The organism is Sphingobium sp. SA916 (genome assembly GCF_002894065.1).
Classification (GTDB): Bacteria; Pseudomonadota; Alphaproteobacteria; order Sphingomonadales; family Sphingomonadaceae; genus Sphingobium; species Sphingobium fuliginis.
Window position 1 is genome coordinate 13,852 of record NZ_LXYF01000066.1, and the last position, 15,603, is coordinate 29,454.

16 protein-coding genes are annotated in these 15,603 nt (G+C 64.8%); 7 read left to right on the forward strand and 9 right to left on the reverse strand.

The annotated features are described in order from the left end of the window. The first annotated feature begins 126 nt into the window (after nt 1-126). Nucleotides 127-429 (forward strand): hypothetical protein, encoded by a 303-nt coding sequence (locus A8G00_RS19635; RefSeq protein ID WP_226869765.1) that lies wholly within the window; start codon nt 127-129, stop codon nt 427-429. Between the two features lie 3 nt (nt 430-432). On the opposite strand, the gene A8G00_RS19640 is transcribed toward A8G00_RS19635, so the two are convergent. Both A8G00_RS19640 and A8G00_RS19645 read right to left on the reverse strand, forming a co-directional pair. Further along, nucleotides 433-1,209 carry a phosphatidylcholine/phosphatidylserine synthase gene (locus A8G00_RS19640; RefSeq protein ID WP_099186333.1) on the reverse strand — a complete coding sequence of 259 codons (777 nt, stop codon included), beginning with the start codon at nt 1,207-1,209 and terminating at the stop codon, nt 433-435. Further along, nucleotides 1,209-1,943: a phosphatidylserine decarboxylase gene (locus tag A8G00_RS19645; RefSeq protein WP_025547850.1), complete on the reverse strand. Its 735-nt coding sequence runs from the start codon at nt 1,941-1,943 to the stop codon at nt 1,209-1,211. Before A8G00_RS19645 ends, A8G00_RS19640 begins: the two co-directional genes overlap by 1 nt. Nucleotides 1,944-2,108: 165 nt before the next feature. On the opposite strand from A8G00_RS19645, the gene A8G00_RS19650 reads away from it, so the two are divergent. Then, entirely contained in the window at nt 2,109-3,329 is a 1,221-nt protein-coding gene (locus A8G00_RS19650; RefSeq protein WP_025547848.1) for an NADP-dependent isocitrate dehydrogenase, read from the forward strand. A 98-nt stretch (nt 3,330-3,427) separates the two neighbouring features. Further along, nucleotides 3,428-5,041: a bifunctional GNAT family N-acetyltransferase/carbon-nitrogen hydrolase family protein gene (locus A8G00_RS19655; protein ID WP_103001482.1), complete on the forward strand. Its 1,614-nt coding sequence runs from the start codon at nt 3,428-3,430 to the stop codon at nt 5,039-5,041. A 20-nt stretch (nt 5,042-5,061) separates the two neighbouring features. On the opposite strand, the gene A8G00_RS19660 is transcribed toward A8G00_RS19655, so the two are convergent. Further along, nucleotides 5,062-5,574 (reverse strand): GNAT family N-acetyltransferase, encoded by a 513-nt coding sequence (locus tag A8G00_RS19660; RefSeq protein WP_103001483.1) that lies wholly within the window; start codon nt 5,572-5,574, stop codon nt 5,062-5,064. Between the two features lie 90 nt (nt 5,575-5,664). Here A8G00_RS19660 and A8G00_RS19665 point away from each other — a divergent pair, with 90 nt between their 5' ends. After that, nucleotides 5,665-5,859: a KTSC domain-containing protein gene (locus A8G00_RS19665; RefSeq protein ID WP_048576152.1), complete on the forward strand. Its 195-nt coding sequence runs from the start codon at nt 5,665-5,667 to the stop codon at nt 5,857-5,859. 19 nt (nt 5,860-5,878) lie between these two features. Here A8G00_RS19665 and glmS read toward each other — a convergent pair whose 3' ends face one another. The 3 genes from glmS to glmU all read right to left on the reverse strand — a co-directional run bounded on the left by glmS (nt 5,879) and on the right by glmU (nt 9,932). Continuing rightward, a complete protein-coding gene (glmS, locus tag A8G00_RS19670) occupies nt 5,879-7,702 on the reverse strand; it encodes a glutamine--fructose-6-phosphate transaminase (isomerizing) (RefSeq protein WP_103001484.1) in 1,824 nt (607 codons plus the stop codon). Between the two features lie 83 nt (nt 7,703-7,785). Further along, entirely contained in the window at nt 7,786-8,643 is an 858-nt protein-coding gene (locus tag A8G00_RS19675; protein WP_048576186.1) for a metallophosphoesterase, read from the reverse strand. Continuing rightward, on the reverse strand, nt 8,640-9,932 hold the full coding sequence (gene glmU / locus A8G00_RS19680) for a bifunctional UDP-N-acetylglucosamine diphosphorylase/glucosamine-1-phosphate N-acetyltransferase GlmU (protein ID WP_253258039.1): 1,293 nt from the start codon (nt 9,930-9,932) through the stop codon (nt 8,640-8,642). The genes A8G00_RS19675 and glmU overlap by 4 nt, the downstream gene beginning before the upstream one ends. A 160-nt stretch (nt 9,933-10,092) precedes the next feature. On the opposite strand from glmU, the gene A8G00_RS19685 reads away from it, so the two are divergent. The 3 genes from A8G00_RS19685 (at nt 10,093) to A8G00_RS19695 (ending at nt 12,841) form a co-directional block, all read left to right on the forward strand. Beyond that, on the forward strand, nt 10,093-10,761 hold the full coding sequence (locus A8G00_RS19685) for an HAD family hydrolase (protein ID WP_170825624.1): 669 nt from the start codon (nt 10,093-10,095) through the stop codon (nt 10,759-10,761). Further along, nucleotides 10,758-11,519: an enoyl-CoA hydratase/isomerase family protein gene (locus A8G00_RS19690; RefSeq protein ID WP_103001485.1), complete on the forward strand. Its 762-nt coding sequence runs from the start codon at nt 10,758-10,760 to the stop codon at nt 11,517-11,519. Before A8G00_RS19685 ends, A8G00_RS19690 begins: the two co-directional genes overlap by 4 nt. Before the next feature lie 149 nt (nt 11,520-11,668). Then, on the forward strand, nt 11,669-12,841 hold the full coding sequence (locus A8G00_RS19695; RefSeq protein ID WP_103001486.1) for a diguanylate cyclase: 1,173 nt from the start codon (nt 11,669-11,671) through the stop codon (nt 12,839-12,841). A gap of 210 nt (nt 12,842-13,051) precedes the next feature. On the opposite strand, the gene lpdA is transcribed toward A8G00_RS19695, so the two are convergent. From lpdA to sucB, 3 genes are all read right to left on the reverse strand, one after another. Next, nucleotides 13,052-14,452, reverse strand: a complete 1,401-nt coding sequence (gene lpdA / locus A8G00_RS19700; RefSeq protein ID WP_048576156.1) for a dihydrolipoyl dehydrogenase — start codon at nt 14,450-14,452, stop codon at nt 13,052-13,054. 3 nt (nt 14,453-14,455) lie between these two features. Beyond that, on the reverse strand, nt 14,456-14,764 hold the full coding sequence (locus A8G00_RS19705; RefSeq protein WP_099186335.1) for a GIY-YIG nuclease family protein: 309 nt from the start codon (nt 14,762-14,764) through the stop codon (nt 14,456-14,458). 75 nt (nt 14,765-14,839) lie between these two features. Then, the coding region (sucB, locus tag A8G00_RS19710; protein WP_103001487.1) for a dihydrolipoyllysine-residue succinyltransferase at nt 14,840-15,603 on the reverse strand (764 nt) is incomplete at its 5' end.

Consider the following 15,603-nt stretch of genomic DNA (forward strand, 5'->3'; position numbering starts at 1 on the left):
TCACGCACAGCACCGGATATGTCGATTCCCATGTGGAATGGGCGCGCCTTTAACGGCGTCGGAATATCAATGCAAGGGGGTTGACTCTCCATTCCGGATGGAACATAAGGAGAACATCGGGAACAAATGGCGGATTCACGCCGTTTGCCTGCCTATAGTGAACCAAGCCGTGCAAATGGCAAGACAGAAAGTGAGCTGCATATGTTCGCACTGGTCGCAGCACTTGTTTTCATCGGATCCTTCCTGCTGGCCGCAGGCACCATTATCGGCATGTTCCTGGCCTATCATGACAAGATGGTCGCGGCGCTGACGTTCGAACCGATACCGCAGGAAACGCCGGTCTATCGCCTGCGCATCAGCCGCCGGCGCGCGTCACCCTCTGCACGGCAGGCCGCGCCGGCTTTTGCGGCGGCGGTCCTGGCCGCCTGAGGATTACGCTTCCTCGCCCGCCCGCTGGCGGCGCACCCTGGCATAGGACATCATGCCGAAGGGGATGAGCGCAAGGTAGAAGGCGCACAACACCAGCAGCGTCAGCCAAGGATCGGTGATCAGCAGCGCCGCCAGCAGGCCCGCCAGCGCGATCGCCTCCAGCCGGATGCGTTTGCGCAGGCGCAGCGCCGACCAGCTATAAGTCGCGATGTTGGAGATCATCAGGAAAGCCGTGAAGGCGGTCCAGGGCGCCACGACATACCATTCCCGAAAAAGCGGCTCGCCCGTCACCAGCCAGAGATAGAGCGGCACGAAGGCCAGCCCCGCACCTGCCGGAGCCGGCACGCCGGTCAGGAAACCGGCGGATTTGTGCGGCTGAACATCGGCGTCGATATTCGCATTGAACCGCGCCAGCCGCAGCGCGCAGGACAGCGCATGGGCGAGCGCGAAGATCCAGCCGAATTTCGGCATGGCGTTCAGCGACCAGAGATAGAGCACCAGCGCCGGCGCCACGCCAAAGGCGATGGAGTCCGACAAGGAGTCGAGTTCGGCCCCGAAACGGCTCTCCCCCCGCAACAACCGCGCAATGCGCCCGTCCAGCCCATCCAGCACCCCGGCGATGAGGATGGAGAGCACCGCCCTCTCCCACTCGCCCGATATGCCGTAGCGCACGCCGGTCAGGCCGAAGCACAGGGCCATTGCGGTCACGGCGTTGGGCGCCACCATCCGCAGGGTGATCCCCCGGCGCAATCCGCGCGGGATGGCGCGCCGCTGCCGCATTATTGCTGAATCCCCGAAATCACGCGCATGTCACCGATCTGGCCCAGGATGGTCTCACCCGCGACGGTGCGCTGCCCCAGCACCACGCGCGGCGCGGTGCCGGCGGGCAGATAGACGTCGACCCGGCTGCCGAAACGGATGAGGCCGATGCGCTGTCCAGCCGCGACCATGTCGCCCGGCTTCACGAAGGGCACGATCCGCCGCGCCACCAATCCGGCGATCTGGGTGAAGCCGATGCGCACGCCGTCATGCCGCTCCACCAATATATGCTGGCGCTCATTATCCTCGCTCGCCTTGTCGAGATCGGCGTTCAGGAACTTGCCCGAAATATAGACCACCGACTTCACCGTCCCGCCGATCGGCGTGCGGTTGATGTGGACGTCGAACACGCTCATGAAGATCGACACGCGGATCATGGGCTGGTCGCCCAGCCCATCCGCCCCTGCCATCTCGCGGGGGGGCGGCACCCGCTGGATCAGCGTCACCAGCCCATCGGCGGGGGCGACGATGGCCCGCTCATCCTGCGGCACCGCGCGCACCGGATCGCGGAAGAACGCCAGCACCCAGATGGTCACCATCACCATCAACCAGCCGAGGATTTCCCAGCCTACCAGGAACAGCAGCGCGGTGATGGCCGCCGCGATCAGGCCGAATTTCACGCCCTCCGGATGCACGGAGGGGAAGCGCCATTTCACATTGCCGCCCAGTGCGACCGTCAGTTCGTCATTTTCCATGGGCACCGTCTTTAAGGACAGACACTTGCAGTGACAACGTCCGATACCGTCGCAGGAGCCATGAAATGTTCCAATCCTGCAAAGGGCATTGGACGGTTGAACATTGCCGTCGCTTTGCCTAGGGCGGTCGCAAATTCCACCCGAACGAGAAGGCGAACAGGCGCTATGGCTAAGATCAAGGTGAAAAACCCCGTCGTGGAGATCGATGGCGATGAAATGACGCGGATCATATGGCAGTGGATCCGTGAGCGCCTGATTCTCCCCTATCTGGACATCGATCTTAAATATTATGATCTGGGCGTCGAGAAGCGCGACGAAACCAACGACCAGATCACCATCGATTCCGCCAACGCGATCAAGGAACATGGCGTCGGCGTGAAGTGCGCCACCATCACCCCGGACGAAGCCCGCGTCGAGGAATTCGGCCTGAAGGAAATGTGGAAGTCGCCCAACGGCACCATCCGCAACATCCTGGGCGGCGTGGTGTTCCGTGAACCCATCGTCATCCGCAACGTGCCGCGCCTGGTCCCCGGCTGGACCGACCCCATCGTCATCGGCCGCCACGCCTTCGGCGACCAGTATCGCGCCACCGACTTCCTCGTCCCCGGCCCCGGCAAGCTGCGCATGGTGTGGGACGGCGCGAATGGCGAGAAGATCGAGAAGGACGTCTTCAACTTCCCCAGCTCCGGCGTCGCCATGGGCATGTACAATCTGGACGACTCGATCCGCGATTTCGCCCGCGCCAGCATGAACTACGCGCTGGGCCGCGGCTGGCCGCTGTACCTCTCGACCAAGAACACCATTCTCAAGGCCTATGACGGCCGCTTCAAGGACCTGTTCCAGGAAGTGTTCGACAATGAATTCGCCGACGAGTTCAAGAAGGTGGGCGCCGTCTACGAACATCGCCTGATCGACGACATGGTCGCCTCCGCCCTCAAGTGGAGCGGCAAGTTCGTCTGGGCCTGCAAGAATTACGATGGCGACGTCCAGTCGGACACCGTGGCGCAGGGGTTCGGCTCGCTGGGTCTCATGACCTCCGTGCTGCTCTCGCCCGACGGCAAGACCGTCGAGGCCGAAGCCGCGCACGGCACCGTCACCCGCCACTATCGCCAGCATCAACAGGGCAAGGCGACCTCGACCAATCCGATCGCCTCGATCTTCGCCTGGACCCAGGGCCTTTCCTATCGCGGCAAGTTCGACGAAACGCCGGAAGTCACCAAGTTCGCGGAAACGCTGGAAAAGGTCTGCATCGAAACGGTCGAGGGCGGCGCGATGACCAAGGATCTCGCCCTGCTGATCGGTCCGGAACAGGCGTGGATGACCACCGAGCAGTTCTTCGAGGCGATCCGCGTGAACCTGGAAGAAGCCATGGGCAAGTGGCAATAATCGGACGGAACTGATCCGCCCTTCCGCGGTTCAATACGGAAACGGAACGAGGCGGCGCCGTGTATCGGCGCCGCCTTTTCCATGGCAGGAGATCAGCGATGACGACGACAGCCAAGAAACGCCTGGAGGTCCGGGCCGCCGTTCCTTCCGATGTACGCGGCATCCAGCGACTGATCGCCCGGGTCTATCCCGGCATGCCCAATTATTCGCTCGCCACCCTGCGCGGGCAGATCAACAATTTCCCCAATGGCTGCTTCGTCGCGCTCTACGACAATAAGGTCGTTGGCTATTGCGCGACCATGCGGGTCAGCAAGGCGATGGCCTTTTCCCATCATGACTGGGAGGAGATCACGGCAAACGGCTTCGGCACGCGGCACAGCGCGGCGGGCGAGTGGCTGTACGGCTATGAAATGGCCGTCGACCCGAAGCTGCGCGGCCTGCGCATCGGCCAGCGCCTCTATGACGAGCGCAAGGAACTAGCCGAGGAACTGGACCTGCACGGCATCGTCATCGCCGGACGCATGCCCGGCTATGCCCGCGCCAAGCGGCGCGTCGACGGCCCGGCGGATTATCTCGACAAGGTCGTCCACGGCAAGCTGCGCGATCAGGTGATCAGCTTCCAGCTCAAGAACCAGTTCGAGCCGCTGGGCGTCCTCGAAAACTACCTGCCCGAAGACAAGCAGTCCGACGGACACGCCGCCCATCTGGTATGGCGCAACCCCTATGTCGACCCCGACGAAGCGCCCGAAATGCGGGTGCCGCGCGGCGTGGAAAGCGTCCGCCTAGCCACCTGTCAGTTGCAGGCCCGCGCGGTGAAGGACTTCGAAGAGTTCATCCGCAATATCGAATATTTCGTCGATGTCGCCGCCGACTACCGTTCCGACTTCATCGTTTTTCCCGAACTGTTCACCCTGCCGCTGCTCTCCTACGAAACGAAGAAGCTCTCCCCCATCGAGGCCATCGACAGGCTGACCGGCTACACCCCGCGCCTGACCCGCGAACTGGAGCGGATGGCGCTGGAATATAATATCAACATCATCGGCGGCTCCCACCCGACGCGGGCAGAGGATGGCGACATCCAGAATATCGCCTATGTCGCCCTGCGCGACGGTTCGCTGCACACGCAGGAGAAGATCCACCCCACGCCCAACGAAGCCTTCTGGTGGAACATCAAGGGCGGGGACTCGCTGGACGTGATCCAGACCGACTGCGGGCCGATCGGCGTGCTCATCTGCTATGACAGCGAATTTCCGGAACTGGCGCGGCGGCTGGTGGACCAGGGCGCGCGGATCATCTTCGTCCCCTTCTGCACCGACTCGCGGCTGGGCTATATGCGCGTGCGCTATTGCGCGCAGGCCCGCGCCATCGAGAATCAATGCTATGTCGTCATGTCGGGCAATGTCGGCAACCTGCCCAATGTCGACAATATGGACATCCAATATGCCCAGAGCGCGATCCTGACGCCCTGCGACCTGCCCTTCGCGCGGGACGGGATCGCGGCGGAATCGACGGAGAATGTCGAGACGCTGACCATGGCCGACGTGAACCTGGCGGACCTGAGCTGGGCGCGGGCGGAGGGTACGGTCCGCAACCTGCGCGACCGGCGGTTCGACCTCTATCATATCGACTGGGACAGCAATCCCGACCACAGCCATGCGCCGAGCGGCGGGCCGGTGCCGGCGGGCGGGCACAATGCGCCGGGTGGCGGCTGAGCTTCTCCGCCGGGTCGCCTCTATGCGGACGATTTTTCGAGCATGACGGCCGTCCGCCCCTTGTAGACCGCCTCCCTGAACGGCGCATAGCCCAACCTGGCCGCAAGCCTGAGCGATGGGTCGTTGGCGGGATCGATGAGGCAGACGGTTCGGCCGGCACCCTTGCGCCGCGCATACCAGTCATGCGCGGCGCGGGCGGCCTCGAACGCGTAGCCGCGGCCATGTACCTCGGATGAGAAAATCCAGGCCGCTTCCCCCGCCTTGTCGAAATCATCGCCGAGGCCCCGATGGAAATCCGCCAGCCCGGTCTCTCCGACATAGCGGCCGCTGGCCTTTTCGATCACCGCGAAAATGCCGTAGCCCAGAAGGGACCAGTGCCCCTCATAACGCAGGATGCGGTTCCAGGCGTCTTCCGGCGAAGGAGCTACGCCGCCGATATGCCGCATCAGGTCCATGTCCGACCACATGGCGCAATAGGGCGCGAAATCAGCTAGCGTGTAGGGGCGAAGGCGCAGTCTTTCCGTCTCGATCATTCCCGAGAGGATAGAGCGGCCCGGTTCGGCCGGCAACGGCTGGCGCCCTCCGACACGCAACCTCCCCCGTCGCGGATCATTGTCATCCCCATGCCGTCGACCGCCATCGCCCGCTTCGACTATGACGCCGCCCAGCGCCGGCTGGACGTGCAGTTCGTCGGCGGGCGGCGCTACAGCTATCATGATGTCCCTGTGGACGTCGCGGAAGGCATGCGCGCCGCCACGTCCAAGGGCGGCTATTTCAACCGCCGCATCCGGGACCGCTACCGCTTCACTCGCCAGTGAATCACTCGCCAGCCATCTATCACTCGACGGTGACGGACTTGGCGAGGTTCCTTGGCTGGTCGACGTCCGTGCCCTTGGCGACGGCGACATGATAGGCCAGTAACTGCACCGGCACGGCATAGACCATCGGCGCGATCAGCGGATGCACCTTGGGCATGGTGATCGTCGCCATGCAGCCCTCGCCCGCCGCCTGCACCCCATCATAGTCGGAGATCAGCACAACCTTGCCGCCGCGCGCCTGCACCTCCTGCATGTTGCTGACGGTCTTCTCGAACAGCGGCCCGCTGGGCGCCAGCACGATCACCGGCACCTTGTCGTCGATCAAGGCGATGGGACCATGCTTCATCTCGCCCGCGGCATAGCCCTCGGCATGGATATAGCTGATTTCCTTGAGCTTCAGCGCCCCTTCCAGCGCCAGCGGATAGTCCGGCCCGCGCCCCAGATAGAGCACGTCGCGCGCGCCCGCGATCAGATGGGCCATCGCCTCGATCGATTCATCATAGGCCAGCGCCCCGTTCAGCGCGGCGGGCGCTTCGGACAGGTGGCGGACCAGTTCCTTCTCCGCCTTCGCGTCCAGCCGCCCCTTGGCGCGGGCGAGATTGGCCGCGAACGCCGCCAGCACCGCCAACTGGCAGGTGAAGGCCTTGGTCGACGCCACGCCGATCTCCGGCCCGGCATTGGTGGGCAGCAGCAGGTCCGCCTCCCGCGCCATGGTGCTGGTCGGCACGTTGACGACGGCAGCGATCTTCTGCCCTTCGGCCCGCGCATGGCGGAGCGCGGCGAGCGTATCGGCGGTCTCGCCCGACTGGCTGATAACGATCATCAGGCCGCCCTCCTCCATCACCGGGGCGCGGTAGCGGAACTCGCTCGCCACATCGATGTCGACAGGCACGCGGGCGAATTGCTCGAACCAATATTTGGCGACCATGCCCGCATAATAGCTGGTGCCGCAGGCGACGATGGTGACGCGGCGGATGGTCCCGAGGTCGAAATCGGGGATCGGCAGCGACACCTGATCCTCCATCCGGCGCAGATAGGAACGCAGGGTCTGGGCCACGACCACCGGCTGCTCGTAAATCTCCTTGAGCATATAGTGGCGGTGATTGCCCTTGGAGATCAGCTCGCCGGTCACGCCGGAAATGGTGACGGGACGTTCGACCGGATTGTTGTCCTTGTCGAAAATCTCCGCGCCGTCGCGAGTGATGACGACCCAGTCGCCTTCCTCCAGATAGGCGATGCGCTGGGTCAGCGGCGCCAGTGCCAAAGCATCGGAGCCGAGATAGGTCTCGCCGTCTCCATAGCCCACCACCAGCGGCGAACCCAAGCGCGCGCCGATGAGGATTTCCGGATGGCTGCGGAACAGGATGGCGAGTGCGAAGGCGCCATGCAGGCGCGGCAAAACCTGCGCCACGGCATCGCGGGGCGACGCGCCCTGCTCCACCAGTTCGCTCACCAGATGGGCGACGACCTCCGTATCGGTCTGGCTGTCGAAGGTGCGGCCCCGCGCCATCAGCTCCTCGCGCAGCGGCTTGAAATTCTCGATGATGCCGTTGTGGACGATCGCCACTTCCTTCGTGGCGTGGGGATGGGCGTTGCTGGTCGTCGGCGCGCCATGGGTGGCCCAGCGGGTGTGGGCGATGCCGGTGGTGCCCGGCAGGGGCGCGGCGTCCAGTTCCTTCACCAGATTGGCGAGCTTCCCCTCGGCCCGGCGGCGGTCGATCCGCCCGTCATGGACGGTGGCGACGCCCGCGCTGTCATAGCCGCGATATTCCAGGCGCCTGAGGCCCTCGACCAGCCGTCCCGCCACGTCGTCCTTGCCGATGATTCCGATGATACCGCACATGGATAGTCAGTCCCAAAGCCGTGAAAACTCTATGCTTACGCCGCCTATGCCACGATCATGCGGCGGGCGACAGGGGTACCGCATCATCGTGGATGAATTGTAATCAGCCAGACATCGGGGGGCGCCAGCATCCGGATCGGCAGGCCGCTGGTGCCGAGCCCCGCGGACACCACCATGGTCCGCCGCCCTTCCCGATACACCCCGCAGGCATAGCGGGTGCCATAGCGCGAGGGCACATAGACGATGCCCGCAAAGGGCAAGGCCACCTGCCCGCAATGGGTATGCCCGACCAGCGTCAGCATCGCCCGGTCGGGCAGCAGCGGAAAGGCGTCCGGCCCGTGCGACAGCATCAGCGGCGCGCCGCCCAGCGCCTGCATGGCCGCCAGCGTCCCGGGAATATCGGGCCGCCCGGTATAGATGTCGCGCAGTCCGCCAATGGCCAGCGGTCCCCGCCGCACCGCCTGATTGTCGAGCAGGCGGATGCCGATCCGGCCGAACAGATCGCCCCATTGCCGGCGGCTGATCCCCGTATGCTTGCGCGCATCGTGATTGCCCAGCACCGCCACCACCCCCAGCGGGGCGCGCAAGGCGGCGAAGGGGGCGATGCTCTGCGCCGGATCATAGGTCGCACCGCCCTTGTCGTCCCCGATATAGTCGCCGCCCAGCACGATCAGCTCGGGCCTGAGGCCGTTCACCAGAGCGACGATCCGCGCCATCCGCTCCGGACTGTTATCGGGACCGGACAAATGGCTGTCGGTCAGCAGCGCCACCGTCACCGGGCGGCGCGGCGCATCCGCCGGAAAGGGCAGCGCAACGTCCAGCCGCCGCACGACCGGCATGGCCCGCGCATTGGCATAGAGCCAGACCGCCCCGCCCGGCACGGCCAGAAGGATGAGCAGCAGCGCCGCAAGCCAGCGCCGCCTCCGCAGAAGACCCGTCACTTGGCGGCTTTGCGCGCCTGCATCCGCGCCCGGAAGCGGGCCGCCCAGCCGGGCTTCGCCTCCTGCTTCGGCCGGACGAGGCATAGCGCGTCGGCCTCCACCGGCTGGGTCACGACGCTGCCGGCCGCCACGATCGCGCCGTCGCCTATCTTCACCGGCGCGACCAGCGCGCTGTTGGAGCCGATGAAGGCGCCCGCGCCGATTTCCGTCCGATATTTGAAGAAGCCGTCATAATTGCAGGTGATGGTGCCCGCGCCGATATTCGCGCCCGCGCCCACGCTGGCGTCCCCGATATAGGACAGGTGATTGGCCTTGGCGCCCTCGCCCAGTTCGGCCTTCTTCACCTCGACGAAATTGCCGACCTTGGCCTTGACGCCGATTTTCGCGCCGGGACGCAGCCGGGCATAGGGGCCGATTTCCGCGCCCTTGCCGACGGCTGCGCCCTCCAGATGGGAAAAGGCGTGGATCGTCGCATCGTCCGCCACGCTGACGCCCGGACCGAAGACGACATGCGGCTCGATCACCACATCGCGGCCCAGCAGCGTGTCATGCGCGAAGAACACCGTTTCCGGCGCGATCAGCGTCGCGCCCTCCCGCATCGCCTCTGCCCGGCGGCGGTCCTGCCAGACGGCCTCCACCCCCGCCAGTTCGGCGCGGCTGTTGACGCCCGCCACTTCCCAGGCCTCCGCCTCGATCACCGCGCTTTGGGCGCCGGGCAGCATGACGATGTCGGGCAGATAATATTCGCCCGCCGCATTGTCGTTGCCGATCTTGTCGAGCAGCACGAAAAGATCGGTCGACCGCACCGCCATCAGCCCGGAATTGCAGAGCGTCACCGCCCGCTCCTCCGCATTGGCGTCCTTATATTCGACCATCTTCTCGATCACGCCCTGGTCCCGGGCGATGATCCGGCCGTAAGCGGCGGCGTCTTCCGGCCGGAAGCCCAGGACCACGGCGCGCGGCTCGTCGCCCCAGTTCAGGCGGTCCAGCATGCTGCGCAGCGTTTCGGCGCGCACCAGCGGCACGTCGCCATAGAGGATCAATATGTCGCCCGCGAAACCGGCCAGCGCGTCATGGGCCTGCGCCACGGCATGGCCGGTGCCCAATTGCTGTTCCTGCACGGCGATGACGGCGCCGCTGCCCTTCACCGCCTTCTCCACCTGGTCCCGCCCAGCGCCGACCACCACGACCTGCCGCTCGGGCTGCAACTCCGCCACGCTGGCGAGCAGATGGAGCAGCATCGGCCGCCCCGCAATCGGGTGCAGAACCTTGTGTCTGGCCGACTTCATGCGCGTGCCCTGCCCGGCGGCAAGGATGATCACGGCCAAGGGGCGAGCGGGGGGGCGGCTGGAGGTCACGGGGGCATCCTTCACGAAAGGGCCAAGAATCTGAGCGCTCTCTGCCATGTTTGACTTGCCTTTGCCACCACCCAGGCGGCATGAGCCGGGCATGGTTTCCATTCCCTTCGACATTGTCGGCTTCGACCTTGACGGCACCCTGCTGGATACCAGCGGCGACCTGGCGGCTGCGGTCAACTACGCCATCGCCACCGACGGGCGGCCGCCCTTTCCGGTCGAGGCGATCCATCCCTTTGTCGGCAAGGGGGCGAAGGTGATGCTTCAGCGCGCGCTCGACGCCTCGGGCGGCTATGACGACGCCATGCTGGAAAGGATGCTGCCGATCCTGCTGGACTATTATGAGCAGAATCTGGCGATCCATTCGCTGCCCTATCCCGGCCTGATCGCGGCGATGGATGCGCTGGAGGAGGCGGGCGTGAAGCTCGCCATCTGCACCAACAAGGCGGAGCGCTTCACCATTCCCCTGCTGCACCAGATCGGTCTGTCGGACCGTTTCGCCAGCGTCGTCGGCGGCGACACGGTCGGCATCGCAAAGCCCGACCCGGCGCCGATCCACGCCATGATCGAGCGCGCGGGCGGCGGGCGGACGATCTTCCTGGGCGACACGATCAACGACATCGCCGGGGCGCGCAATGCGGGCATCCCCAGCATCGCCGTCAGCTTCGGCTTTCTCGACGGGCCGGTCGAGGCGCTGGAGGCCGACGCCGTCATCCACCATTTTGACGAGCTGGTGCCGCTGCTCGAAGGCTGGCCGGCATGACCCTTCGCCTGGAACGCGATGGCGCCGTCGCCACGCTGCTGATCGACCGCCCCCGGCAGCACAACGCCATGAATCAGGAGATGTGGGAGCGATTGCCCCAACTGGTGCAGGAAGCGATGGCGGACGAGGCGATCCGCGTGCTGATCCTGACATCGGCTGCACCGGGCCTGTTCTGCGCGGGTGCGGACATCCACGAATTCGCGCGTCATTCGGGCGAGGAGGATTGGCGCGTCGCCAATCAGGCGGCGATCCGCGCCACCCAATATGCCCTGGCCCATGCCGAAAAACCAGTGATCGCGGCCATAGACGGGGACGCGATCGGCGGCGGATGCGGCATGGCCATCGCCTGCGACCTGCGGATCGCCTCCCCCTCCGCCCGGCTGGGCATCACGCCGGCCAAGCTCGGGATCGTCTATTCGCTGTTCGACACCAGGCTGCTGGTCGATCTGGTGGGGCCGGCGCGGGCCAAGCGCATCCTGTTCACCGCCGCCCTCCATGATGCGGAGGATGCGCTCGCCATCGGCCTGATCGACCAGATCGCCCCCGCCCCGCTGGAGGCAGCAGTGGAACTGGCTCGGCGCATGGCCGCCAATGCCCAGCATTCGATCCGTTCTTCCAAGGCGATCGTCCGCCGCATCCTGGATGGACAGGCGGACGACGACGCGGAAACGCTGGCCATGTTCCGGGACGCCTTCACCCTGCCCGACTTTCAGGAGGGCGTGCAGGCCTTCCGCGACAAGCGTCGTCCCCGCTTCTGACCCGCTCATCGCATGTTCATCCAAATTGGATGAACATCTCATCCGATCCGGAAGTATTTGTTAAGGATCGGCTTTTACCGGTCTCCCGACACGGACGACGCGCCGGCTCGCGCATGACTTTCGACCGATAGAAGGAACAGGCACGCAGCGTGGGAGAGAATTTCGCCTTCTTCCTGCCCGTCATGATGGCGAGCTTCGGCGTGGTTTTCGCCTTTGTCTGGACCCTGCGGGTGCGCGCCGCGGGATATTGGAGCGCCGCCTTCTTCTGCGTCGCGGGCGGCTTTGCCGTGCCGGCGGGATTCGCCCTTGTGCCGACGCCCCTCTGGGGCTTCCTGGCGGACCTGCTGTTCGCCAGCGGCTTCCTGCTGTTCAGCCAGGCTTTGCTGGAACGGTGGCGGCCCAACTGGCTGCTGCGGGTGCGGATCGCGATCTGGGCGCTGTCCGTGATGCTGTGCGCCGTTTCCCTCATGCTGGACAATCTGCCCTTCGAACTGGCCGCGTCCGATTTCGGCTGCTTCCTGCTGATCGGCCTGCCGCTGATCGCCGGCAGGGATCGCCTCGACAACTGGTCGGACCGCACATTGTTCGGCGCGGCGACGCTGGTCGCGCTGGACAATCTGATACGCGGCAGCACCGTGCCCCTTACCCTGTCGGGGAGCAGTTTCCTAAGCAGCGACTATGCCTTCCTGATGCAGGCGCTTGCCTGCGTCCTTGGCCTGTTCCTGGCTCTGGCCGCGCTTGCGGCGAACATGCTCGACCTTCTCGCCCGCTATCAGCGCGACGCGCTGCATGACCCCCTCTCCGGCCTGCTCAACCGCCGGGGATTCGACGATGCCATCGGCCAGAGGGCGCGGAAACTGCCGACGCAGGGCAGCCTGATCGTCTGCGACATCGACCATTTCAAGTCGATCAACGATGCCCATGGCCATGCGCTGGGCGATCGCGTGATCGTCACACTGGCGCGGATATTGGTGCAATTCGCGCCTGCCGAGGCCATCACGGCGCGCTTCGGCGGGGAGGAATTCATATTGTTCCTCCCCGATGCCGACGCGGCCCGGGCAGCCACGGTCGCCAATGACATTCGGGAGAGCATCGCGCAGGAGGTCGCTCGCCAGCTTGGCCTTTCGCGCCCCCTTACCGCCAGTTTCGGATTGTCGGCCGTCCAACCCGGAGATGCCGCGATCCACGATGCCATCGCGCGGGCGGATGCGGCGCTCTATGAAGCGAAGACGCATGGCCGCAACCGGGTTTGCGTGCGGCGGGCGCTTGCCGTGCCTGACAAGCGCGCCGACGGTCCAAGGTCCCGGGCCCAGAGCGGATAGAATTTGCTCCGCTCCCTGCAGGTCGACATATGTTCCTGCGAAGGCAGGAACCCAGTTCCGACCTGGGAACGGCATTCCTGCCTTCGCGAGAATGGGCGTGCCTCAACGCAATCGGGGCAAGCTCCACGCAATGCTCCAATCGTCAATAGGCCATGAAAAAGGCCGCCCCGAAGGACGGCCTTCTCATTCTTTCCCAAGGGCGGGACGCGATCAGATGTGGATCGGCTTGCCCGTCACGGCCATGGCCGCTTCCTTGATCGCCTCGCTATGCGTCGGATGCGCGTGGCAGGTATAGGCAATGTCCTCGCTCGAAGCGCCGAACTCCATCGCCTGCGCCGCCTGCGCGATCATCGTGCCCGCAACCGTCGCGATGATCCAGACGCCCAGCACCTTGTCGGTTTCTGCATCGGCAATGATCTTCACGAAGCCATCGGGCTCATGGTTGGTCTTGGCGCGGCTGTTCGCCAGCATCGGGAATTTGCCGACCTTGATCGCACCCTTTTCCTTGGCGGCCTCTTCCGTCAGGCCCACGCCAGCGATCTCCGGCTTGGTATAGACCACCGACGGGATCACGTCATGGTTCACGATCCCGGTCAGGCCCGCGATATTCTCGGCAACGGCAATGCCTTCATCCTCGGCCTTGTGCGCGAGCATCGGGCCGGGGATGACATCGCCAATGGCCCAGACGCCGGGAACCTTGGTCGCGAAGTCATGATCGGTCTCGATCTGGCCACGGGCATTGAGTTCCAGACCGATCTTGTCGAGACCCAGCCCCTCCGTGTTCGGACGACGGCCGATCGACACCAGCACCACATCGGCCTCGATCTTCTCCGCCTCGCCGCCGGCGGCCGGCTCGACGGTCAGGGTCACGCCCTTCTTGCCGACTTCCGCGCTCGTGACCTTGGTGCCGAGCTTATATTCGAAGCCCTGCTTCTTGAAGATCTTGTTCGCTTCCTTGCGGACTTCGCCATCCATGCCCGGCAGGATCTGGTCGAGGAACTCGACCACCGTGACCTTCGCACCGACGCGACGCCATACCGAACCCAGTTCCAGCCCGATGACGCCGCCGCCGACGACGACCAGATGGCCGGGAACCTTGTCCAGTTCCAGCGCGCCGGTCGAATCGACGATCCTGCCCCCCGCATTGTCTACCGCAACGCCCGGAAGCGGCGTGACCGAGGAGCCGGTGGCGATGACGATGTTCTTCGCCGTCACCGTCTTGCCCGCGACTTCAACGGTGTTGGCGCCGGTGAAGGTCGCCAGACCCTTCAACCAGTCGACCTTGTTCTTCTTGAACAGATATTCGATGCCGCCGGTCAGGCCCTTGACCGCTTCCTTGCGCTGGCCCTGCATGGTGTCGAGATCGAGGCTCATCTTGTCGATCTTCACGCCCAGCTTGGCGAGGGCGCCATTGGCGGCTTCCTCATACAGTTCCGAAGCGTGCAGCAGCGCCTTGGACGGAATGCAACCGACATTGAGGCAGGTGCCGCCCAGCGTCTCGCGGCTTTCGGCGCAGGCGGTCTTGAGGCCGAGCTGAGCCGCGCGGATCGCCGCGACATAGCCGCCGGGACCGGCGCCAATCACCAGAACATCATAATCGAAGTCTGCCATTTCTCACTCCATTGCCGTGCTCCCGCGAAAGCGGGAGCCCAGGGCGTCGTCAGAACAGCGTTTCGAACAAATCCGCCATTGTGGATTATCGCGTTCGATCAGCTCGATCTTCCAGGCGCGTTTCCATTTCTTCATCCGCAGTTCGCAATGTCGCGCTTCCTGCAGATCGTCATATGCCTCAAACCAGACCAAAAGCTTACAATCATGGTCCTTGGTGAAACCGTCAATCAAGCCTTTGCGATGTTGATATGCCCTGGCCGCCAGATCGCTGGTGACACCCAGATATAGGGTGCCGTTGCGCCTGTTGGCCAGAAGATAGACATAGCCGGCTCGCGTAGCGCGTCTCCACCCTGGGCTCCTGCTTCCGCAGGAGCACGGGTCACATCTTTACAGGTCGATCAGCAGGCGGGTCGGATCCTCGATCGCGTTCTTCACCGCGACGAGGAAGGTCACTGCCTCGCGACCGTCGATCAGGCGATGGTCATAGCTGAGCGCGAGATACATCATCGGGCGGATGACGATCTGACCGTCGCGGACGACCGGGCGATCCTCGATGCGGTGGAGGCCCAGCACCGCCGACTGCGGCGGGTTGATGATGGGGCTGGACAACAGCGAACCGAACACGCCGCCATTGGAGATGGTGAAGGTGCCGCCCTTCATGTCCTCCATGGTCAGCGTGCCTTCCTTGGCCTTCTTGCCGAAGCTGCCGATCGTCTTCTCGATCTCGGCCACGCTCAAGCTCTCGGCATTGCGGATCACCGGCACGACCAGACCGTTCGGGGCCGACACGGCGACCGAGATGTCAGCGAAGTCGTTATAGACGATCTCGTCGCCTTCGATCTGCGCATTGACGCCCGGAATATCGCGCAGCGCCATGCAGACGGCCTTGGTGAAGAAGCCCATGAAGCCCAGGCGGACGCCATGCTTCTTCTCGAACAGGTCCTTGTATTTGGCGCGCGCCTCGATAACGTTGGTCATGTCGACGTCGTTATAGGTGGTCAGCAGCGCGGCGTTGTTCTGCGCTTCCTTGAGCCGCTTGGCGACGGTCTGGCGCAGGCGGGTCATTTTGACGCGTTCCTGCGCGCGGCTGGGGCCAGCGGCGGGCGCAGCAGCGGCGGGCGTGGCGGCGGGCGCCGATGCGGCGGCCTTGG